Raw genomic sequence first — 21,112 nt, forward strand, 5'->3', positions numbered from 1 at the left:
AAATCCTCGTACGATGGACGAGGATCAGCTTCGGTTTGTATTTAACTTTCTTATTCTAAAATACGAGAGAGATGCGTTTCATAATATACTCTCCATGACGAGCACATCATCGATTCGGTCGAGCTCGCTGAAGCCGTGCCGCATGTAGAAGGCAATCGCCCGTTCGTTCGTTGCCTCGACGTGCAAGTGAATCTTCCGTTTGTTCGCCTGGATCGCTTCTTCGCATAACGCTTCCAGTAAGGCGTGCCCACTACCGGACGGCGCTTCCGGCAACACGCAAATATGGCTGATGAAGACGATGTCCGTATCCATGTATGCTGCGATTAGCCCGACGAGACACCCGTCATTCCAAATTTCATATGACGTCGCCCGTTCGTAGAGCTTCAAAGCGTATGGCTCTAGCGCCACCCGCTCCGACAGCTTGGTCGGGAACAGGTGATCACACGCCTCAAGATGCGCCACATAGTCAGAGACCGTCCCTTGGTCGCGAGTCATCATACGTCCTCCAAAATTGCGACACCAAATCCATGTCGCCCAAACTCGTTCCCGTTATAGAGAAGATAGTGCCGCCCCTCCCACTCGAAGACATGCGGATAACACTCCATGTCCGCGTCCCACCCGTCGGAACTTCGCTCGAATCCGAGCGCCGCATCATCCCGCGTCCAGTCCAACAGATTTTCCGAATAGGCGTAACCTAATCGATATCCGCGAAACGGGTCGGTTCGAAAGCCGAAGGTGTCCCGAAAACAGAAAATCATATGGTAACGCCCGTCCGCTTCGAACACGGTCGGAAGCGCCTGACTCTCGTCCGCAATCGTATCCGAAACGATTCTTCCGTGACGCTTGAACGTCTGTCCATCTTCTGACGTGGCGAGCGCAATCTTATACGTTCGTTCCTGGACGCCATCCGGCCCCTCTTTCCATGTCGTCCCGTAAATGTAATACATATAGTATTGTTCCCGTGTGACGACAAAGGGGTCGCCGACGAGAAACGGTTCCTCGATGCTCGCCGATAATACGGGCCCGTCTCCGAGCCGTTCGAACGTCTCTCCCTCGTCCCGACTGACAGAGAGGCCAATCCCCGTTTCGACAGCTACCGAGTCACGACGGCTCCAGCCACTCGTATAGCCATAAAGCCCATCACGCGTCCGTGTGACGTGAAATGGGAAGATCCCGTGTTCGTCGAACGTCCCCCGTTTTCCAAGGGGGATGATCTCATCTGTGGACACGTCGATGATGTCGAAATCACGTGTCATGTCCACGTATCGGACGTGGCTTTTGAACATGTCACCGTCCGGTTCACGGGTCGAGAAATAGATGCGCACAAAATCCTCGAAGACGAGCGCCTGAGGGGACTGGGCGAACGAGGAGTACTCCCCGAAAAATCCGTACGGCGCCGGGTCGAAGATGTGTCCGAGTTTCTTCCACTTCATCTCGCTCCCTCCTTGCGCTCCGCGATGCCGAATCCTTCTCGTCCGACTTCATTCCCCAAGTAAAGTAAATACCGTTTCCCGTTCAACGTGAACGTATGGGGGTAGGCGACCATCTCGTCATCGAATCCTGATTCTGTCCGCGAGAACTTCATCACGTCATCGTCACGCGTCCAATGGAGGAAGTCCGGAGAAGAGGCATATCCGATTCGATACGTCCGCTCGGGATTTTTCCGATAATCGGTCGCGTCGCGGTAACAGAAAAACATATGATAGCGTCCATCCTCATAAAAGACGTCTGGACTAGCCTGCGCTTCATTTGGAAGTACGCTTTCAATCAAATCGCGTCCCGCTTTCACCCACGTGACCCCGTCCTTCGACGTGGCCAGCCGAATCTTATACACCGGTTCCGGACGTTCGCCGTCCATGATCCACTCTCGTCCGGCGATATAAAACAACACCCACGTGTCATGGAATCGCCGAATCTTCGGTCCGCTCAAGATGAAAGGTTCGTCTAGCGTATACGATAGGATCGGTCCTGGACCGACGCGCTCGAACGTACGTCCACCGTCTCGACTGATGGCTTTTCCGATATTCACATTAAATGGAACGGACACCGTACGCGTCCAACCCCCGTAATAGGCATGCACCTCATCCCCGACCTCAATCGCCGAAAACGGATAGACACCAAACTCGTCGAACGTCCCACGTGCACCGAGCTCCAATATTGGTCGTTCACTCACCCGAAGAATCGAGAAATCCTCTTTTGCGACATCCACATACCCGCTGTGACTGACGTATCGGCCATCGATTGGTTTCGGTCGACAGCTGAAATAGATTCGCAAATAGGTATCGCGTTCCAACACACAAGGTCCTTGTGCGAACGCATCCATCCAGTCGAGTGATGCGTCTCGCTGAGGGCTGAAGAATAGACGTCGATTGGTCCATTCAAATGATGTGTTCAACGTGTTCATCCCCTTTCCTCTAATCGTTGCGTCCTCTGTCTCGCCCGATTAGACGAGCGTATAGGCATGGAGCAATTCACGCACTTTCGTCTTCGAATTGAACATCAAGACATCGATGATGGACAAGTTGGGTGTGAACGGATGTCCAAATTGAGCATATTCCACCGCATCCATCTGGATAAAATCAAGCGGCACCCCGGATCCCGCGAAACGCTGTTTGTCATAAAGTTCCTGTCCGCCAATCGCATTGATGTAATGCGAGGTACGCAAATGATGACAAATCTCGAGTACCAGTTGTTCACACTTCAGTGACTTGTCGTAATCGAGCGAGGAGGCGACCAATAATTCCGTATCCATCTCGAGATAATCACGCACTTCCGTCAATAACGTTTCTAGATAAGTGGCGACATTGCGTTCTTCATTTTTAATGATTCGTTCCACCATCGGCATGACGTCGGCATAACTTGGTGCACGTTGATACGCATGGTGCAATAAGCGCAGTTGATAGCTCTCATGAACCGGATCGAGAATCCGCTCATGCTCATGGATTGTACGATGTTGTGTCATATGATCGATTTTCAGATGGATCGGTTTGATGTGTCCCTCGACCAAAATACGGTTTCGATGAATCCATCCTCGTTTCGCAAATTGCACATGGTCCAAGATGACGAACTGGTCCACCGCGTTCATCAATTGAATATAACCGAGGTATGGGAAGTAGTACGGCTGCATGATTCCTAATTTCATTTGAGCCGCCTCCCTTAGCCGAGCTGGAACGAGCGCATGCGAATCAACCACTCCATCAAGTGCGGATGTCGTACCATCAAGTAGGGACGTAGCCGCTCTCTCCCGACGAAACGCTCCACATATTGGTCATATCGGGGAGACTTCAGCGCTTTAAAATCTCGTCGGAGCCGATGCAAGCCGACCTCGAACGATAAGCGAGAAATTTCGATTTCTTGATGAAATCTGCCATCCGTATAGGAATCGAACGCATCCATCATTCGGATGAATGCCTCCATCCGCTCAATATCACGCTCCCTGTTTCGTTGACGCCACTTGGTGGTGACCGACCCGGACACACCGAATCGGTATACGCTCATCACCTCAGGCATGTAGTAGGCGTAACCTTGGCTTGCGACGTGCAATTTTAGCGCGCCATCAAATGCGGGTGTATCGCCAATCCAATCTAACAGATCGTCTGTCAGTCCATTCCGGTACAGCATGGACATCGTCGGAATGAAGCCGAGTAGCTGTAACTCCCCGGCATGATAGGTCCGCGGCTCCGTCGAGGCATACTTTCTGTTTTCAGGCATCCACGGGATGACGCGCCATCCGGTATGGAGTGTGTCGTCCGTTTCGACATACGCATCATGAAAACAGAGCGTACAGTCCGGATGGGCTTCCATATAGTCGACTTGTTTCTGCAACTTTTGCGGGTCGGTCCAATAGTCATCCCCGTCACAAAGGGCGATGTACTTGCCACGCGCCCTCTCTTCGTTCAACAGATTCACCATGACCCCTTGAGAATATTGGTTTTCCGTTTGATAGATGACCCGAATCCGGTCCGGATGCTGTTCTTCATATTCGCGCACGATATCCGCCGTCCGATCCGTTGAGGCATCCTCATGAATCAGGATCTCGAATTCAAAATCCGTTTCCTGCATCAAGAATCCTTCAATCGTTTTGGCAATGTACGGTTCGTGGTTATACGTGATGCAGTCGATGCTGACCATCACCATGTCGATTCCCTCCTTTCCCCGGGATGATAGAACGACTCAGATTTAGGAAGAATAGATGTCTTGATAGTAAGTTTTATACGCTCCCGAAACGATGCGCTCGACCCATTCGGGATGTGACCGGTACCATTCGATCGTCTCTTCAATCCCTTGTTCAAAACTGTAGCGTGGCACCCACCCGAGTTCGTCTTTCATTTTCGTTGCGTCAATGGCATAACGACGGTCATGGCCAGGGCGATCCGTCACGAATTGAATGCGCTCATCAGGCAAGTCAAACGCTCGTAAAATCGTTCGGACGAGTTCCAGGTTCGTCTTCTCGTTATGTCCACCGATGTTATAGACTTCTCCGACTCGCCCCTTTTGTCGGACGAGATTGATCGCTTCACAGTGGTCCTGCACATGTAACCAATCTCGGATATGTCCTCCGTCCCCATATACCGGGAGAAGTTGATCGGTCATACAATGGTGCGCCATGAGCGGAATCAGTTTCTCGGGGAATTGGTACGGACCGTAATTGTTGCTACAACGGGTGATCTTAATCGGTAAGCCGTACGTCTCATGATAGGAACGAACGAGCAAATCGGACCCGGCCTTCGAGGCGGAATAAGGGCTGTTCGGGGCGAGTGGCGTCTCTTCAGTAAAGAATCCCGTCTCCCCGAGCGACCCGTACACCTCATCCGTCGAAACATGGACGAAACAGACGTCATCTCGGTATTCTCTACTGTATTTATCGTCCGGATCCCGTTTCCAATGTCGCATGGCCGCGTCGAGCAACACTTGTGTGCCCAGGATATTTGTCGAGAGGAACAACTCCGGCTCAAGGATACTTCGGTCGACATGTGATTCCGCCGCAAAATGCACGACTTCGTCAATCTCAAAGAGAGAGAATAGTTCATCAATCGCCGGACGGTCGCGGATGTCTACTTTCCGAAACACATAGAGCGGGTCGTGCTCGAACGCTTGGACGTTCTCTAAATTGCCGGCATAGGTCAACACGTCGACGTTAAGGATGCGTGACGTTGGATGTTTGTCCCGAAAGTGTTTTATGAAATTTGAACCGATGAACCCGGCTCCGCCAGTCACTAGGATCGTATGCATTGGTCTGTTCTCCCTCCTCTAGAAGCGATATCAAATACTGTCCGTAATCGGTCATCTTGAGCGTCTGACCGATGTCGGCCAATTGCTCTCGCGTGATGAACCCACGACGCCACGCAATCTCCTCCAAACAAGCGATGTAATAGCCTTGTCGTTCCTGCACCGTCTGTACGAAGATGGAGGCTTTGATCATCCCCTCCGGCGTCCCGGTATCGAGCCATGCCATCCCCCGACCGAACAAGACGACGTTCAACTCGCCTCGTTCCAAATACATTTGATTGATTGACGTGATCTCAAGCTCACCGCGTGGGGACGGCTTCACTTGTTTCGCGAACTCGACGACTTGATTGTCATAAAAGTAGAGCCCCGGTACCGCATAATTGGATTTTGGGACCGCCGGCTTCTCTTCGATGGACAAGACGCGTCGATTCGCATCGAACTCGACGACACCGAATGCCCGCGGGTCCTTGACCGGATACCCGAACACCGTCGCGCCTGATTGCCGCTCTTTCGCATCCTGTAAAAAGCGAGTCAAGTTCGGCCCATAAAAGACGTTATCCCCTAAAATGAGGCAAACGGAGTCGTCCCCGATGAACGATTCTCCTAGAATGAAGGCATCCGCGAGACCGACCGGACGCTCTTGTACTTGGTACGTAATCGAGATTCCAAGTTGATGCCCGTCACCGAACAGTCGCTCATACCCTGCAATGTCTTTCGGGGTCGAGATCAACAAAATCTCCTTGATACCGGCGAGCATCAACACCGACATCGGATAATAGATGAGGGGCTTGTCGTAGATCGGCAATAGCTGTTTCGAGACTGCTTTCGTCATCGGGTAGAGACGCGTCCCGTTCCCACCCGCTAGAATGATTCCTTTCATCGTTCATTCCCTCCTTTAAGGATTACGTCACAAATGCGGTCGACCATCTCCATTGTCATGTCCGGATAGAGAGGTAACGTGATCACCCGATCCGAGACGTACGTGGCGTTCGGTACGGATGCGTCGAATGCGTAGCAGGAAAAATCAGTCGCGAGCGGATAAAAATACTTCCGGGCGAGAATCCCATGCTGCGCTAGGTATGCCATCATGTCATCGCGTGCCGCTCTCCCTTTCGTGACGAGAACCGGATAGTACGCATAGTTGGACTCGGTCCGTTCATTCCGGAGATTTAAGCGAAGAAATGAAGCATCCCCCAAACGGGTGTCGTATCGCTCGACCTGACGTTTCCGCTTTTCAATGTCGGCATCGATCCGTGGGAGGTTGCACCGTCCCATCGCCGCCTGAAACTCGTTCATCTTGGCGTTGCCCCCGACCGATTCGACGGATTCTGGTCCGGTGATCCCAAAGTTGACGGCTTGATGAATCGCTTCGACGTAACGGGCATCCCGGAACGTGAGCGCGCCACCCTCAATCGTGTGAAACACTTTTGTCGCATGAAAGCTAAACATTGTCAGGTCGCCGAACGTCGAGACGTCGCGCCCGTCGTGCCGGACACCGAACGCGTGCGCCGCATCGTAGAGGACATGAAGCCTATGGCGTTTTGCGAGTTGTTCGATTGCCTCCACGTCACATACGTTCCCATACACATGAACGGGTAGGATGGCCGTAGTCCGTTCCGTGATCAACGCCTCGATTTTGTTGACGTCAATCGTGTAGTCGACGGGGTTGATGTCACAAAAGACAGGGGTAATCTGTTTTCGGATGAGCGCATGCGTCGTCGAGGCGAACGTGAACGGCGTCGTGATGACCTCACCCGTCAACCCGAGCACGTCAATCGCCGTCTCAAGGGCTAGATGACCGTTCGTCAATAAGGAGACGTGCGGGACGTGGAGACGCTGCTCTAACTCTTCTTCTAATGCCCGCACATGCTCGCCACGGTTGCTCAAGTGACGCGATTCCCAAAGGGGACGAATCATCTCGACATACGTATCAAAGTCCGGCATACTCGGTCGCGTGACGGGAATGACGGCATCTGTTTCTATATTTGAACCACTCATGGTGAAATCACCCCTTTTCCTTTCGTTCAAGCGAATGCCCGATTTCGTATTTTAATCAGCCACTCCGTTAAATGTGGCTGCTTGATCATCAAGTAAGGTCGGATTCGATCGATTCCGACGAATCGATCGAGATACGCGTCATATCGAGTAGAACGTAACGCATCATACTCCCCCTTCAATCGGTGGAGCCCCACTTCAAAGGAAATCCGGGACAACTCCAGCTCCTGATGGTATTTCCCATCGGTATAGGCATCAAATAAGTTGATGAAACGAATGAACTCCTCATGTCGCTTCACGTCACGTTCGACATTCCCCTCGTTCCAAATGGTCGTCGCCGACCCTTCGACTTCGTAGCGATAGACACTCATCACTTCCGGCATGTAGTAGGCGTATCCCCTGCTCGTGATATACAAGCGAATCGATGCATCTCGCGCCGGCGTCTCCTCGAGCCATCGCGGGGCGTCACGGAAATCGTTCACATACAACATGGACATCGTCGGAACGAACCCGAGTAACTGTAATTCTCCGGCATCATACGTCCGGGGCACGGATGAAGCGAGCTTTCGATTTTCCGGCATCCATGGAATGACGTGCCAATTCGTGTGGAGCTTCCCACCTGTCTCGACGTACGCATCGTGGAAACAAAGCGTACAGTCCGGATGGGCTTCCATATAGTCGACTTGTTTTTGCAATTTGTAAGGGTCCGTCCAATAATCGTCCCCGTCACATGTTGCGATGTATTTGCCGCGTGCCCGCTCCTCGTTCATTCGACCGATGAATACACCTTTTGAATATTGATTCTCCGTCTGATAGATGACATTGAATTTTTCAGGATATTTCTGAACGTATTCCCGGATGATGTCTGCCGTCCGATCCGTCGAGGCGTCATCATGGATCAGAATCTCGACCTCGAAGTTCGTGCGCTGTGACAAAAAGCCTTCAATCGCCTGAGCGATGTACTTCTCGTGATTGTATGTGATGCAGTTGATGCTCACCATGACCATGATGAATCCCTCCTTTATGAGACTTCCGCGTCTTGTGCGACAGTGGCTCGATAGGTGTCCGGTTGACTCGCGTCGAACGGCTCGTTCACCCACATCACCGTCACTAAATCTTTCACGCCCGTGTTTTCGATATGATGGACGTAACCTGGCGGAATCTCGATGACTTCAAGCTGTTCTTCACTAACATGGAACGAGATGATTTGATCTTGGTCCATCAACCGGAGCCGAATCACGCCTTCACCGCTGACGACGATGAATTGTTCATGTTTCGACTCATGCCAGTGCTCCCCTTTTGTGATTCCGGGTTTGGCCACGTTGACGGAGACTTGACCACGGTCAGGCGTCTTGAACAGTTCTGTGAACGATCCCCTCACGTCTTGATGCATCAAGAGAGGCGTGACCATCCGTTCTTTCGGCAAGTAACTTAAGTACGTGCTGTACAGCTTTTTCGTAAAAGGATCCGATACATCCGGTACCCCTCTAGCCATTCGGACCGCTTCGAACGATTCAATCATTCGGGCAAGGTCGAATAATGTGATCTGGTGTGTCGGGACATCTGGATTGGTGCTTTCTGTTTTATGCAGCGCCCCTACAAACGAGGCGACGACGTCATCGACATGGGCGAGCGTCAACACATGATTGGGATGCGTGACCGTGACGTCCTCTCCTCGTGCAATCTGATAACAAAACGTCGTAACCGCACTGTTATAAAAAGGTCTCCCCCATTTGCCGAACAGGTTCGGGAGCCGATATATGTGAACCGGTGCCCCGCTCCGTTGACCGTACAGCCGCAAAATGTCCTCCGCTTCTCGTTTACTGTTTCCGTAAGGATTGTCTTGAGTCGCTTGAATCGACGAGGCAAAAAAGACGGGGACCGGATTATAGGACAGCAATTCGGTGGCGATCGCCTCGGTCAAGTCGACGTTTCCCGTCGTGAATTCTTCGACTCGTTCGGGACGGTTCACTCCGGCCACATGATAGACGGCGTCCGCTCGACGCAGATAGCTGCTTCGTTCCATGAATGAGGTCGAACGGGTGATCGGGAGGACGAGATGCCCAGCCCGCTCCAAGGCGTGAACGAGGTGTCTGCCTAAAAAACCGTTCGCACCGGTGACGACGATGTCCATGATTCTCCCTCCGTTTCTTCGGTTGACTTGATGTGTAAGGTCAGCCATCGCCCGGGATGTTCGACGAGTCGAAGCATCGTCTCGACGTCTTCAAACTCCAGAATCAAACTACCGAGTGCTTGATTTGCCCCTTCGAAGCGCGGGACCACATCTCCGACGTTGTAATAGATGTTCGCTTGTCGAATCGTATATGCGTCCTCATCGAAATGGACGCCCATGAATCGCCCCGTTTCTTGACTGCCGATGATGAAATAGGAGGACGGCACGGTCACTGGTTTCATCTCGAGCGTCACCGGCATCCCGAGTGCGACATCAATCGTCGCTTGGACCAAGTCGACGCCTGTCGCTTGTTCGATGATTTGTGGGATGTAATTCCCTCCGTTCCGTGGACCGATATCCATCAGATAGACGTCTTCTCCTTTGACGAAGATGTCAAAGTTGAACGCGCCTTGCTTGAAGCCGACTTCAGTCAACATGCGTTGCAACGTCTGATGGACTCGCTCAAGCACGTGAGGCGGATGTACACTCGGGAAACTCGCACTGATTGGGGCGAACGGGTTGACTCCGTTCACATTGAAGTGTCCGTTTCCGAAACAACGAAACACCAACTCCCCGTCGACGACAAATCCATCACCACCTATTTGATAGCCATCTCGCGTGATAAACTCCTCCACGACCACTTCCTGATTGAATGACATCGTAAATGCCACTTGGAGATGGCGACGAAGCTGCTCAATCCCGTGCCCCCGACTCCACTTGCTGATTCCTTTACTCCCAGAGGCGTCGGCCGGTTTGATGATATATTCACCTGCTCGCTCCCGTAACGTGTCGATCGCCGTTTCCAGTTCGGTGAACGCAAAGGCTTCCGGGACGGCAAAGTCATATCGCTGTAGGAATGTTCGAAACTTCGCTTTATTCGTCAACGTTTCGACCGTTTCAAGCGAGTTCGTCGCCAATCCGAGTGCCTCCCCGACATAGGCGGCCGTTCGTGCCGCCGGATCGGAGGCATAGGCGACAATCCCATCGATGCCTTCCTCTCTCGCGATGGCGAGGACCGCCTCCCGATCAAGGGTGCTCGTACAGTAATAACGGTCGGCCACGAGGCGACCCGGATTATCCGGTAGATAGTCACAGAGAACGGTGAATATCCCTTGTTGTTTCGCTTTTTGGATGATGGGAACTTGATGCATCGCTCCCCCGAGCAACAGCAGCTTCAGCATGGTGAGAATCTCCTTTGCGATAGAGTGGTTGGAGTAAGTCGACGTAGATGGCAGCCGTGTTGGCGTTCAGTCGCGGTGTCACGAGCTCTTTCGATTGCTGTCCGTGGGCTGTCAATCGTTCGGGATGGTCGAGATAGTGTTTCAGTTCGGTCACGAGTGATGCCACGGTCGGTTCGCATTTGTAACAGTTGATTCCTTCGTGAAGATGACGCGCGACGTTGTTAACGTCATGGCTGACGACGATACCCATCCCGGACGCGCAGGCTTCAATGATGCTGAGATTTCCGTTCGAATAGGTCGCCGGCAACACGAGAATATCTGAACTTCGGTAAACGAGATTCAACCCGTTCCACGACTCGATTTCGTCAAGGAACGTGACGTCCGTCAATTGCTCATCCTCGATATATCGACGACATGCATCCGCGAGATGTCCGTCGCGATTGAGCGACATGGAAAGGTTCGGATATTCTTCTTTCAAGATTCGATACGCTTCTAAGGCGACGAGCGGTTGATAACGTTCAATTAAGCGATTGGCAAACAACAGATGAATCGGATCGTTCGGTCCTTTCTGACGTAACGGGTGCAACATGTGCGTCTCGATATCGATTGGATAAGGGACCGAAACGACTTTCGCAGAAGGAAAACCGAGTTCCTTGATAAATTGATTGCATGCGACGTTTCCCATTCCAAAAATCAAATCAGCCCGCTGGAACAAATGATGAATCCGTGTCGCCTTGTGCAAGCCGTTCTCGCTTGTCAATAACGTCGATTCTCCGCTCGTCTCGCCCCGTACGTTTCGAATCGGCTCGCTCATGACGACGACGCGCACCCCGAACAGTTTGACGATCTGTAAGAGCAGGGCATGGAACGGGGTAAAACCACCCAGTAGCAAGATATGCGGTCGAAATCGGATGAGTTGGAGAAAGACGTCGAGCGACAGATAGTTCGTCTTTTTCGAGAAATAGGAGCCTTTCAAGACGCGACAGCGTTTACCGAGTGGGATGACCCACCAGTCAGGTCGCTGATTGGTGATTTGTTTATAAAACCAAAACTCGGTATCCATATGCTCATGAAGCACATCAGCAAATTTCACTTGATACGGGGAAGCGATATTGGATAAGAAGACGAGTCGTTGTCTGGTCATCACACTCACCCGATTCGTTTTGCGGAAGCAGGAATCGTCCATTTCGCGAGTTCTTCCTGGATGTAAGGTAACGTCAACAAGAGTTCCTTCACTTCTTCCACATCGAGCTGTCTCGTATTGTTCGAGTTGTACTCACCTTGAGCCGTCAGCTCCTGGCTGCCTTCACTGAAGTACTTCTCGTAGTTCAAGTCTCGATTGTCGGCCGGGACGCGGAAGAATCCCCCCATGTCCTCGGAGACGACTTTCTCTTCTCGGGTCATCAACGTCTCGAACGCTTTCTCGCCGTGGCGGGTCCCGATGACTTTGATGGGAAGATCGACCCCGAACAGTTGTTTCACGGCTTCCGCGAGTACACCGATCGTCGAGGCCGGTGATTTTTGGACCATGATGTCACCGGCATGCGCATGATGGAATGCGAAGACGACGAGCTCGACCGCATCGGCCAGGCTCATCAAAAAACGTGTCATGAGCGGATCGGTCACGGTGAGCGGCTCCCCTTTTTTAATTTGTTCAACGAATAATGGGATGACCGACCCACGCGAGGCCATCACGTTCCCGTAACGGGTCCCGCAGATGAGCGTCCGGTCTGGTCCGACCGCACGGGCCTTGGCGACGAAGACTTTTTCCATCATCGCTTTGGAGATTCCCATCGCATTGATTGGGTAGGCCGCCTTATCCGTCGAGAGACAGATGACCTTCTCCACCCCCGCTTCGACGGCGGCATTCAAGACGTTTTCCGTACCGAGAATATTCGTCTTCACCGCTTCAATCGGGAAAAACTCACATGAGGGAACTTGTTTCAGTGCCGCCGCATGGAAGACGTAATCGACGCCATACATGGCATTTTTGATGCTGTTCGGGTCCCTTACATCACCAATGTAGAATTTTAACTTGTCATGATGATAGCGATTGCGAATGTCTTCTTGTTTCTTCTCATCCCGTGAAAAGATGCGAATCTCTTTGATGTTCGTATCGAGGAATCGCTCCATCACGGCGTTGCCGAACGATCCCGTCCCACCCGTGATGAGCAATGTTTTGTTGGAAAACATAAGAAGGCTCCTTTCGTAGATGTCTAGTCTCAGATGTAGGAAGAGCGGTATGTCATCATTTACCCGGTTGGTCTCACTTAAATTGGTAACTTAATGGAAACCGTTATCATTTTTTCGCAACATGCATCATCTTCTTTTCTTCAGACGACGGGCTCGGTTGGGGCGCCCCTTCCACGATTCCGTCCCGGAGCAAGACGTTCCGAACGGTCAAGGCGATACAGCGCAGGTCGAACCAAAAGCTCATCTGGCGCACGTACTCCCCGTCAAGTTTCGCCTTCACCTCAATCGGAAGCTCATCTCGACCCTTCACCTGTGCCCACCCGGTCAGCCCCGGTAGCGCTTCTGTCGCGCCCACTTGTCGACGGGCCTCGACCAAGTCATCTTGATTCCACAGTGCGGGTCTCGGTCCGACGATGGCCATCTCGCCTTTTAAAATGTTGACGAGCTGTGGCAATTCATCGAGACTCGTCTTGCGAAGAAACGCCCCGACGCGCGTGATGTGTTTCGTGGAGTCGTTAAACAGATGTGTCGGGACATCGTTCGGGGTGTCCTGATGCATCGTCCGGAACTTATACATCCAAAAGCGTGTCTCCCGTAACCCGATGCGCTTTTGTTTGAAGAAAACGGGACCCGGCGAATCGATTTTGATCAAGAGGGCGATGAGGAGCAGGAACGGTGCGAGAAGAAGGAGCGCCACTCCGCTGAGCGTCCCGTCGAAGATTCGTTTGAACGTCATATAGTCCATGGCTCACACCTCTTTCTTCTCGGTCGACACCGTGTGCTGTTTCCACACCTCTCGCATCACATAGTCCGTGTAGGACAACAAGATGCGCAGCACCTTATCAGAGACGTTCGGCATGGCGTAATCGCTCACGAGTCGCATCGAGCCATCCGTCTCTTCTAAGATTCGAAGCGCCTGCAGCACTCGCTCCCGCTTCAATCCGACCATCATCGCCGCCCCTTCCTCCATCGCCTCCGGACGTTCATGCGCTTGGCGGATATTCAATCCTTTGATTCCAAGAATCGAACTCTCTTCACTAATCGTGCCGCTGTCCGACAACACGGCCTTCGCATGGAGTTGCAGGTGGACGTAGTCACTGAAGCCGAGCGGTTTGAGGGTACGAATGTTCGGATGGAGACGCACCCCGCTCTCACGAATACGTTTTGCCGTCCGGGGGTGGGTGCTGACGATGAGTGGAAGCTGGTACGTGGTCGCGACCGCATTGAGCGTGTCGACGAGATCGAAGAAGTTCTCGTCATCACTGATGTTTTCATCGCGATGGGCCGATACGACGAAATAGGCATCTCGCTCCAAGTCGAGCTGCTCGAGCACGTCTGACCGCTCGATCTTATCCCGTTGACGGTGGAGTACCTCGTACATCGGGCTCCCCGTCTTGATGATGCGGTCCGCCGGTAACCCTTCACGAAGTAGATACTCGCGTGCGATATCGCTATAGGTCAGGTTGATGTCGGCGATATGGTCGACGATGCGACGATTCGTTTCCTCCGGGACCCGTTCGTCAAAACAACGATTCCCCGCCTCCATGTGAAAGATGGGGATGTGGTGGCGTTTTGCGGCGATGGCTGCGAGACAGCTGTTCGTGTCCCCGAGTAACAAGACCGCGTCCGGACGAACAGATGCGAGCACGGGATCGATGGTGATGAGGATATTCCCAATCGTCGCCATCGGACCATCCGCCGAGGCGTCTAACACATAATCCGGTGTCCGGAGTCCGAAGTCTTCAAAGAAAATCTGATTCAATTCATAGTCATAGTTTTGTCCCGTATGAACGAGCACATGATCGATTGCCTCGGAGGCTTCGAGACGTGCCATCACGGCGGACAATCGAATGATTTCGGGTCTGGTCCCAACAATCGTCATAACCTTGAGTCGTTTCATCTTGTTCCCTCCTAGGATGTGTGGTGAATGGATAGGATGCGTAGTTTCAATTGAGCGAACACTTGGCGGAACATGGTTTTCTCCGTCTCATCAAATGCGAGTCCCCACATGATTACGGCGTAAATACTGATGAGCACGATTCCCTTCACCCCGAAGCCGAACCAATTCGAGGACGGGAAGAAGAACTGGATCCCCCAGCCGATGAGCGTGTACAGGAGAATACCGGGCAAGAGCTTCAGATGGCACTTGCGGAAAAAGTCGAGGATGTCGAGACCGAGGACCCGATGGTAAATCACGTTCATATAGAAGACGAGTCCGACGATGTTGCCGATACAAATGGCGATGGCCGCACCGATCGGACCAAAGTGTGGAATCAACAGTGGTGAGAGTGTCATACTGATGGCGGCCACGATGAGGGCAGCGAACGCCCGATACTTCACTTTGTTCTCGGCAATGAGTGTCGTATTGCCGATGTCTTGCGTCAACGTGATCACACTCGGTGCAATCAAGAGAAGGGCGATGACGTAGGAGTCGGTGAAGTCTGGTCCGACCCATAGGTGCATGAACTCGCGACCGAGGATGAAAAACGAGGCGAGGATGAGTCCGACGATATACAGTTGAATCCGGCCGATGCGGACGAAGAGGTACCCGATGGCCTCACGATCGTTTCGGGACAACATCCGACTGACCTTCGGAAGGAATAAGTAACCGAGCGAGGCAGCGATGGTCCAGACATACCCTTCGATGACCATCCCGACGGAAAAGAGGGCGATCGAGGCACTGCCTGCTAGAATCCCCAGTAGGCTCGGGGTGATGTTCAACACGAAGCGTTGGGCGACGAGCGTGATCGTGCTCCAGGACGTGAAGCTAAAGATGTCCCGATAAATCCCCTTCTCTCGATTCTGAAAGTTGGCACGGACGAGAGTCTTGCGCCGAATGAAGACGTACTCGATGAGTAAGACGATGGTGCCGACCAACGCATTGACGATGACGAGGGCATACAACCCATAGCCGAGAAGAAGCGCGGTGACCATCAAAGCGACCGTCCCGACCTTCTCAGCGAGATGCAGGGCACTCGAGAAGAGGAATTGTTCATGGGATACGAGAATGCCAGAGAATGGCTTCGTCGGGAACGAGACGACGATGAACAGTCCCGCGATCACATAGAGGACTTTCAACTGTTCGAGCTCGGTCGCCGTCAAACTCGAGTAAATCGAGTCCAAGAAGAAGTAGACGACGGTGAGGATGAGGAAGAGGACGAGCGAGATGGCGATGAACAGTTTATAGGCGATGCCTAAAAATCGTCCTGCCCGCTCGTGGTCCCCCTCCGCCATATACTTGCTCATGAATCGTGAGACGGCCGCATCGAGCCCGAAGTCCATCGCAAACATACTGATGAGCGAGATGGTCAGCATATACAACCCGTAACTCGCCTGCCCGATCTCATGAATCATCCACGGCGTATAGATGAGACCAGATAAGATGCCGAAAAAGATCTGCGTGTAGGACATGACCGCCCCGATCTTGATTTTACGATTACTGGCTGCCTCGTCTAGCGTCATGCGTGTCGACATATGCTTCACCTCCTCGTGTTACCAAAAGAACGAATACACCGGCGCTTCGCGAATGAACAAGAGACCGAGCAACATGACCGCCGAGTAATAGACGACGAGTCGTTCCCGCCGCTCGAACGTGCCGACAATCTCCGGAATCATCAACAGCAGGAAAAGTGAAAAGTACTGGACGAGCCGCATCATGGACGGGTTCAAGAACGTCAGCGGTAAGAGACAGGCGGCAAGTAACAATGCGTTGAAGAAATGGATGGCAGATGGATTATGCTGTAAGATAACGTCTCGTCGCCATAGCGCAACGATGAGGACCGTGATCAGCATGATGCTGAAGTTGACCGCCCCGGCGCCGTCCATGGCGCTGTACGTATCGTAACCAGACACTTGGACGAGCAGGTCGAAGAATGGATTCCGGAAGACGAACAATCCGACGATGACCCCAAACATCGTCATCACATACGCCTTGGTCAGTTGCTTGTTCGCTAAAAAGTAGAACGGGAGGAAGATGAGCGCCGACTTATGAATGGTCATGGCTACAAATACGATGAGGAGGAACCACCCGAGTTTACGAGCACGGACGAAGTGATAACCGACGAGCACGACGAGTGCCGTCGCGATCGTTTGACGTAGTCCCGTGACGGCGAAAAATTCGTAAAACAAGACCGAGAAGAGAAGAAAGCTGATGAGTGCCTCGCTTGAATATTTGTAAATGAAATAGCCGAGCGGAATCATGAAAATCATCGCCACGATTACGAGATACACTTGATAGTCCGTGATCACGTATTGCAAAAGACGCTGGAACAAGTAATACCCCGGATCCTCACTTTCCGTGAATAGAATTTGAAAGAAGCGATCCGTGAACGCATGAAGCGGTAGGGCTTGAGATTGAAGGAAGAGCGCCTTATATTGGGCTGTATCGTCTCCGACCGAGATATCTCGAAGACCGGACAAGACAATCCATTGAATCGTGGCAAATGAGACGAACCAACCGCGTCGACTCGGAATGTCATGACGCATCAAGAGCAGTGCCCAACCGACCAACAGCGCCATATTGACTAAATAGATCGTCATCTCCATCCCTCCTTTCTACCGATAGATCAGGTTCGTCATCCCCCGATATAGAGACAGCAGGTTTGAAAACAAGATGCCGTTCCATCGGAGCCACTGATATTCCAGCGGTCCAAAGTAACGAGTCACATCATGTGTCGTTAAGTACTGTTCCCGTACGTCCGCCGCATTTTCTTTGAACGTGTGCTTCAGAATGATAGTGGTCAATTTCTCTCCGTTATCACGCACCTCGACGTCCTGGAGTAACCGCTTCAGATAGCGATTCGATTCCATCGTGGCTCGATGTGCGATTTTTTTCGTCTGTTGCTCGCCGTGAATCCGTGAATAGACGAGCGGCTCACGCATCACGTAAAAGTCGAACCCATCGAGCGCCAACTCGACCCAGCAGATCCAGTCTTGAATGAAGCGGTCCTCTAACGAAAAACGCCGATGTTCGAACGCTCGTCGCGGAATCAAAAGCGCGCATCCGTTCAAAGTCGACGACAACAATAAGTGACGGAACATGTCCTGACTCGAATAGAATCCGCTCACTTTCCGTTGCACCCGTCGGATTGCCTCCCCCTTTTCGTCAATGAACGCCGTCCCTGTGACGACGATAGTCTGGTTCATCGGGAGATGTTGCTCGCGCAATACGGCGAGCTGTCGTTCGATCTTTGTCGGCGCATACACGTCATCGTGGCTGAGCCAAGAGAAATAGTCTCCGCTCATCTCTTCAATCCCACGATTCAACGCACTCGAGACGCCCCCATTCTCCTTTTCCACGTAGCGAATTCGCTTACCGTAACTTGTCGCAATCGCCGCCGTTTTCCCGTCATCAGTCGAACCGTCGTTGACGACGATCACTTCAATCGAAGGATGCGTCTGGGCCAAGGCGCTGTCGATACATGTTCGTAAATAATCGCTCCCGTTATAGACAGGGATGATGATGGATACGAGTGGTGTCATAAAGCGTTCCTCACTTTCTCGGTTTGCAGCTCCTCGTACACGTGCAGGTAATCTTGTGCCCGGTCGAACAAGTCGAACCGTTGACGCGCTTCGTTCGCACAAACGATTCGTGAGATCGAGGCGTGATGGAGACGATCGAGTCCGTCCATCACATCGTTGACCGATCGTGTGGCGACGACGACGCCGGTCCGTTCGGTCACGAGTTCCGGACTGGCCGTGGAATCGAGGACGAGGACTGGCGTGCCACAGGCGAGTGCCTCTGCCGTCACGTTTCCAAATGACTCTTCCTCTGACAGGTTCAACAAGACGTCTGCCGCGGCATAGTACGAAGCCAATTCGCTCGGGTCATGCGTCTCTTGAATGTGAAGCACATTCGCCGGCAGGTCATGTTGTTCTGGTATCTGTCCGACTAAGACGATTTGGTCGGACGGTCTGGCCTTGGCCAACTCCTGGAAGGCAGACAATCCTTTCGCCTCGGTCCAATGGCTCGCCACGCCGAGAAGAATGTGCTGTCCCGTCAACCCGAGACGTGCTCGAAGTAGATCTGGCTCTTTCGGCATGAACGTCTCCAAATCGACCCAGTTGTGGATGCGGCGAATGATGGAGGCGTGTTGCAGAATCGAGAAGTGGGCTTCCATCGTGATCCAATCCGACACTCCCACTATTGCCAAGCGTGGAATGGCGTCGTACCATTTACGCTTGTCCGCCAACATCTCGCCGGTCCGGTCTAAAAACCAGCTCGGGATGTCTTCTTTTAAGAGCGGGCATCGTCCACATCCGTCCTTCCAACGCTCACACCCGACTGCCGTGTAGTGCGTACATTTCCCGGTGAATAGCCAGCAGTCGTGAAGCGTCATGACGGTGGCAATGTCCTGCTTCGCCAAATACTCAAACAACGTCTGAAGATGAAGGTAATTGGCGTGAAGATTATGAAGGTGAACCACGTCCGGCCGAAAGCTGTCCATGAAGGCGATTAAGTCAGCGGTCGACCGTTTGGACGTATAACCTTGACGCCCCGTCACGCGGGCATGGAGGGCATGCCGTTTCGTTTCCCACGCCTGACCAACCACCACACTTTTCTCGGTCACTGGTCCGGTCGCATGGGCGATTCGGACGTGGTGTCCATAAGAGGCATGAACGGATGCGAGCTCTTTACACATCCGACCGGTGCTTTTCACTTCGTTGATGGCATTGATGTGAAGAATATTCATGTCCGACACCTCACTCGTATGCGTAGTAGGTGTTCGTATTACGAGAAGAACGCTTGTTGAGCACGAGTCCGAGAAGTTGTGACCCGGTCCGTTCAAGTTGTTCTTTCGCCTTCAGGACAAGCTGACGATCTGAGTTCTCGCAGCCGATCACGAGAATCGTCCCGTCGGATACGTTGGCCAACAGTCGAGCATCGGCGACGTCCATCATCGGAGGGGTATCGATGATCACGATATCAAACTGCTCACGCAAATCACTGAGAAGGTCCGTCATGTATGACGAGGCGATCAACTCGGTCGGATTCGGTGGGATTGGACCGGCCGCAAGCAAGGTCAAGCGCGGGATATCCGTTTGTTGGAGGGCATGTTCGAGTGTGACCCGACCGGCCAATACGGTAGATAGTCCCTCATGGGCTGACAACTGGAACGCTTGGTGTGCCGTCGGTTTGCGCATATCACAATCGAGGATGACGACATTTTTTCCGAGTTGCGCATAGACGACCCCTAGGTTCGCCGCCGTGGTCGACTTCCCTTCCCCAGACGAGGCGGATGTGATGGTGATCATCTGTAATGTATGACCGACGGACATGAATTCCAAATTGGTCCGAATCGTCCGATATTGTTCAGAAATCGGTGACTTCGGATTCGCCAACGTGACGAGATCCCGTTTTTTATAATCAAGACGATTGGCGTTCTTTTTTCGACCGAACATGCGAAACGTCTCCTTTCACTTGGGGTGTCGCTTCTTTCATATTTTTCGTTTTCAAATCCCGGCGTTCGACTGTCGGAATCGATCCAATGACCGGCAAGTCCAACAACCGTTCCGCTTCTTGCTCGTTCCGGATGCGTTTATCAAAGACGTGGCGTAATAGACCGATGAATCCACCTAACAAGAATCCGGCGAATAGACCGATTGCCGTGTTGAGCAGCACGTTCGGTGAGACAGGAGCTTCCGGAATTTCGGCTGGAGATAAAATTCGAACGTTGTCGATGTTCATCAAATCCGGGATTTCAGAAACGAACACTTCACTGATCACATTGGCCGTTTCCGCTGCCACGACCGGATCGTTCGCGGTGACGAACACATTGATGACTTGCGATTCCTCTTCACTTTCTACGGTGAGCGCATCTGAGAGCGGGTCTGGTGCGTTCGGCACTTGTTCTTTTACTTTCTCAAGAACAGCCGGACTCTTCATGATGACGCGATACGTATTGACAAGTGAAAGCGAGGATAACACTTCCGAACTGTCTACGCGGTTGTCCTCTTGTTGTGTAACGAGTAGAACTTGTGTGGACGCCTCATATGTCGGCTGGATGAATGAAGTGCTCACGTAGTAAGAAAGGAGTCCGACGAGAACCATACTCACGAACATCCACTTCTTACTTTTCTTGAGAACTGCCACGAGATCGCCCACGATCGTCGTTTGTTCCTTCATGCTGGTTTCCTCCCTACAGACAGATTAAATGACCGAAATCAGGCGCAGGTTAACTGTAGTACCTTCTTACCCCCTTCATCTTGATAATTGAAAAGAAGGATTTATCATTTTTTCGCAACATCATGTCATGATGCCGTTCCGCTTTCTTCTTTTACGTTGCAGTCATGAAGATAAAACAAAAAAGTGAGGGTTAGCCCCTCACTTTTTAAATTCATC

21 protein-coding genes are annotated in these 21,112 nt (G+C 52.2%); all 21 read right to left on the minus strand.

Translation table 11 applies throughout. The features are described 5' to 3' along the window. Positions 1-78: 78 nt before the first annotated feature. The 21 genes from KNO71_RS04470 to KNO71_RS04570 all read right to left on the minus strand — a co-directional run bounded on the left by KNO71_RS04470 (position 79) and on the right by KNO71_RS04570 (position 20,896). Positions 79-495: a GNAT family N-acetyltransferase gene (locus KNO71_RS04470; protein ID WP_214687441.1), complete on the minus strand. Its 417-nt coding sequence runs from the start codon at positions 493-495 to the stop codon at positions 79-81. Further along, positions 495-1,433: a glycoside hydrolase family protein gene (locus KNO71_RS04475; RefSeq protein WP_214687443.1), complete on the minus strand. Its 939-nt coding sequence runs from the start codon at positions 1,431-1,433 to the stop codon at positions 495-497. The genes KNO71_RS04470 and KNO71_RS04475 overlap by 1 nt, the downstream gene beginning before the upstream one ends. Then, on the minus strand, positions 1,430-2,404 hold the full coding sequence (locus KNO71_RS04480) for a glycoside hydrolase family protein (protein ID WP_078147552.1): 975 nt from the start codon (positions 2,402-2,404) through the stop codon (positions 1,430-1,432). Before KNO71_RS04480 ends, KNO71_RS04475 begins: the two co-directional genes overlap by 4 nt. A 39-nt stretch (positions 2,405-2,443) precedes the next feature. Further along, positions 2,444-3,142 carry a WbqC family protein gene (locus KNO71_RS04485; RefSeq protein WP_214687445.1) on the minus strand — a complete coding sequence of 233 codons (699 nt, stop codon included), beginning with the start codon at positions 3,140-3,142 and terminating at the stop codon, positions 2,444-2,446. Positions 3,143-3,156: 14 nt separating this feature from the next. After that, positions 3,157-4,137, minus strand: coding sequence for a glycosyltransferase (locus KNO71_RS04490; RefSeq protein ID WP_214687448.1), 981 nt, complete (start codon positions 4,135-4,137; stop codon positions 3,157-3,159). Between the two features lie 42 nt (positions 4,138-4,179). Then, a complete protein-coding gene (gene rfbB, locus KNO71_RS04495; protein ID WP_214687450.1) occupies positions 4,180-5,232 on the minus strand; it encodes a dTDP-glucose 4,6-dehydratase in 1,053 nt (350 codons plus the stop codon). After that, a complete protein-coding gene (gene rfbA / locus KNO71_RS04500) occupies positions 5,138-6,109 on the minus strand; it encodes a glucose-1-phosphate thymidylyltransferase RfbA (protein ID WP_214687452.1) in 972 nt (323 codons plus the stop codon). Before rfbA ends, rfbB begins: the two co-directional genes overlap by 95 nt. Next, positions 6,106-7,227, minus strand: a complete 1,122-nt coding sequence (locus tag KNO71_RS04505; RefSeq protein ID WP_214687454.1) for a DegT/DnrJ/EryC1/StrS family aminotransferase — start codon at positions 7,225-7,227, stop codon at positions 6,106-6,108. The genes rfbA and KNO71_RS04505 overlap by 4 nt, the downstream gene beginning before the upstream one ends. Positions 7,228-7,253: 26 nt before the next feature. Further along, positions 7,254-8,231: a glycosyltransferase family 2 protein gene (locus KNO71_RS04510; RefSeq protein ID WP_214687456.1), complete on the minus strand. Its 978-nt coding sequence runs from the start codon at positions 8,229-8,231 to the stop codon at positions 7,254-7,256. 14 nt (positions 8,232-8,245) lie between these two features. Beyond that, positions 8,246-9,358: a polysaccharide biosynthesis C-terminal domain-containing protein gene (locus KNO71_RS04515; RefSeq protein WP_214687458.1), complete on the minus strand. Its 1,113-nt coding sequence runs from the start codon at positions 9,356-9,358 to the stop codon at positions 8,246-8,248. Continuing rightward, on the minus strand, positions 9,322-10,578 hold the full coding sequence (locus tag KNO71_RS04520) for an ATP-grasp domain-containing protein (protein WP_251025508.1): 1,257 nt from the start codon (positions 10,576-10,578) through the stop codon (positions 9,322-9,324). Before KNO71_RS04520 ends, KNO71_RS04515 begins: the two co-directional genes overlap by 37 nt. Next, the gene (locus KNO71_RS04525; protein ID WP_251031930.1) at positions 10,487-11,722 is read right to left on the minus strand and encodes a glycosyltransferase family 4 protein; all 1,236 of its coding nucleotides are present in this window, start codon (positions 11,720-11,722) and stop codon (positions 10,487-10,489) included. The genes KNO71_RS04520 and KNO71_RS04525 overlap by 92 nt, the downstream gene beginning before the upstream one ends. Before the next feature lie 5 nt (positions 11,723-11,727). Then, positions 11,728-12,771 carry a polysaccharide biosynthesis protein gene (locus tag KNO71_RS04530; protein ID WP_078147561.1) on the minus strand — a complete coding sequence of 348 codons (1,044 nt, stop codon included), beginning with the start codon at positions 12,769-12,771 and terminating at the stop codon, positions 11,728-11,730. Between the two features lie 106 nt (positions 12,772-12,877). Then, the gene (locus tag KNO71_RS04535; RefSeq protein WP_078147562.1) at positions 12,878-13,516 is read right to left on the minus strand and encodes a sugar transferase; all 639 of its coding nucleotides are present in this window, start codon (positions 13,514-13,516) and stop codon (positions 12,878-12,880) included. Positions 13,517-13,519: 3 nt separating this feature from the next. Beyond that, entirely contained in the window at positions 13,520-14,671 is a 1,152-nt protein-coding gene (gene wecB, locus KNO71_RS04540; protein WP_214687461.1) for a non-hydrolyzing UDP-N-acetylglucosamine 2-epimerase, read from the minus strand. 11 nt (positions 14,672-14,682) lie between these two features. Next, positions 14,683-16,245 (minus strand): oligosaccharide flippase family protein, encoded by a 1,563-nt coding sequence (locus tag KNO71_RS04545; RefSeq protein WP_214685935.1) that lies wholly within the window; start codon positions 16,243-16,245, stop codon positions 14,683-14,685. Positions 16,246-16,263: 18 nt separating this feature from the next. Continuing rightward, entirely contained in the window at positions 16,264-17,310 is a 1,047-nt protein-coding gene (locus KNO71_RS04550) for an EpsG family protein (RefSeq protein ID WP_214687463.1), read from the minus strand. A 15-nt stretch (positions 17,311-17,325) separates the two neighbouring features. Further along, complete coding sequence (locus KNO71_RS04555; protein WP_214687465.1) at positions 17,326-18,252, minus strand: glycosyltransferase family 2 protein; 927 nt, start codon at positions 18,250-18,252, stop codon at positions 17,326-17,328. Then, positions 18,249-19,463, minus strand: coding sequence for a glycosyltransferase (locus KNO71_RS04560; protein WP_214687467.1), 1,215 nt, complete (start codon positions 19,461-19,463; stop codon positions 18,249-18,251). Before KNO71_RS04560 ends, KNO71_RS04555 begins: the two co-directional genes overlap by 4 nt. Positions 19,464-19,473: 10 nt before the next feature. After that, the gene (locus tag KNO71_RS04565) at positions 19,474-20,172 is read right to left on the minus strand and encodes a CpsD/CapB family tyrosine-protein kinase (protein WP_214687469.1); all 699 of its coding nucleotides are present in this window, start codon (positions 20,170-20,172) and stop codon (positions 19,474-19,476) included. Then, positions 20,138-20,896: a YveK family protein gene (locus tag KNO71_RS04570; protein WP_214687471.1), complete on the minus strand. Its 759-nt coding sequence runs from the start codon at positions 20,894-20,896 to the stop codon at positions 20,138-20,140. Before KNO71_RS04570 ends, KNO71_RS04565 begins: the two co-directional genes overlap by 35 nt. Between the last annotated feature and the right edge of the window lie 216 nt (positions 20,897-21,112).

This window comes from Exiguobacterium sp. s163 (assembly GCF_018617135.1).
Taxonomy (GTDB): domain Bacteria; phylum Bacillota; class Bacilli; order Exiguobacteriales; family Exiguobacteriaceae; genus Exiguobacterium; species Exiguobacterium profundum.

Coding starts and splice junctions, on each gene's coding strand:
- KNO71_RS04560 (WP_214687467.1), bottom strand. CDS start 19,463: ATGAATATTCTTCACATCAATGCCATCAACGAAGTGAAAAGCACCGGT.
- KNO71_RS04475 (WP_214687443.1), bottom strand. CDS start 1,433: ATGAAGTGGAAGAAACTCGGACACATCTTCGACCCGGCGCCGTACGGA.
- rfbB (WP_214687450.1), bottom strand. CDS start 5,232: ATGCATACGATCCTAGTGACTGGCGGAGCCGGGTTCATCGGTTCAAAT.
- KNO71_RS04530 (WP_078147561.1), bottom strand. CDS start 12,771: ATGTTTTCCAACAAAACATTGCTCATCACGGGTGGGACGGGATCGTTC.
- KNO71_RS04565 (WP_214687469.1), bottom strand. CDS start 20,172: ATGTTCGGTCGAAAAAAGAACGCCAATCGTCTTGATTATAAAAAACGG.
- KNO71_RS04555 (WP_214687465.1), bottom strand. CDS start 18,252: ATGACACCACTCGTATCCATCATCATCCCTGTCTATAACGGGAGCGAT.
- KNO71_RS04515 (WP_214687458.1), bottom strand. CDS start 9,358: ATGGACATCGTCGTCACCGGTGCGAACGGTTTTTTAGGCAGACACCTC.
- KNO71_RS04520 (WP_251025508.1), bottom strand. CDS start 10,578: ATGCTGAAGCTGCTGTTGCTCGGGGGAGCGATGCATCAAGTTCCCATC.
- KNO71_RS04550 (WP_214687463.1), bottom strand. CDS start 17,310: ATGACGATCTATTTAGTCAATATGGCGCTGTTGGTCGGTTGGGCACTG.
- KNO71_RS04510 (WP_214687456.1), bottom strand. CDS start 8,231: ATGGTCATGGTGAGCATCAACTGCATCACATACAATCACGAGAAGTAC.
- KNO71_RS04535 (WP_078147562.1), bottom strand. CDS start 13,516: ATGGACTATATGACGTTCAAACGAATCTTCGACGGGACGCTCAGCGGA.
- KNO71_RS04505 (WP_214687454.1), bottom strand. CDS start 7,227: ATGAGTGGTTCAAATATAGAAACAGATGCCGTCATTCCCGTCACGCGA.
- rfbA (WP_214687452.1), bottom strand. CDS start 6,109: ATGAAAGGAATCATTCTAGCGGGTGGGAACGGGACGCGTCTCTACCCG.
- KNO71_RS04490 (WP_214687448.1), bottom strand. CDS start 4,137: ATGGTGATGGTCAGCATCGACTGCATCACGTATAACCACGAACCGTAC.
- KNO71_RS04470 (WP_214687441.1), bottom strand. CDS start 495: ATGACTCGCGACCAAGGGACGGTCTCTGACTATGTGGCGCATCTTGAG.
- KNO71_RS04525 (WP_251031930.1), bottom strand. CDS start 11,722: ATGACCAGACAACGACTCGTCTTCTTATCCAATATCGCTTCCCCGTAT.
- wecB (WP_214687461.1), bottom strand. CDS start 14,671: ATGAAACGACTCAAGGTTATGACGATTGTTGGGACCAGACCCGAAATC.
- KNO71_RS04485 (WP_214687445.1), bottom strand. CDS start 3,142: ATGAAATTAGGAATCATGCAGCCGTACTACTTCCCATACCTCGGTTAT.
- KNO71_RS04545 (WP_214685935.1), bottom strand. CDS start 16,245: ATGTCGACACGCATGACGCTAGACGAGGCAGCCAGTAATCGTAAAATC.
- KNO71_RS04480 (WP_078147552.1), bottom strand. CDS start 2,404: ATGAACACGTTGAACACATCATTTGAATGGACCAATCGACGTCTATTC.
- KNO71_RS04570 (WP_214687471.1), bottom strand. CDS start 20,896: ATGAAGGAACAAACGACGATCGTGGGCGATCTCGTGGCAGTTCTCAAG.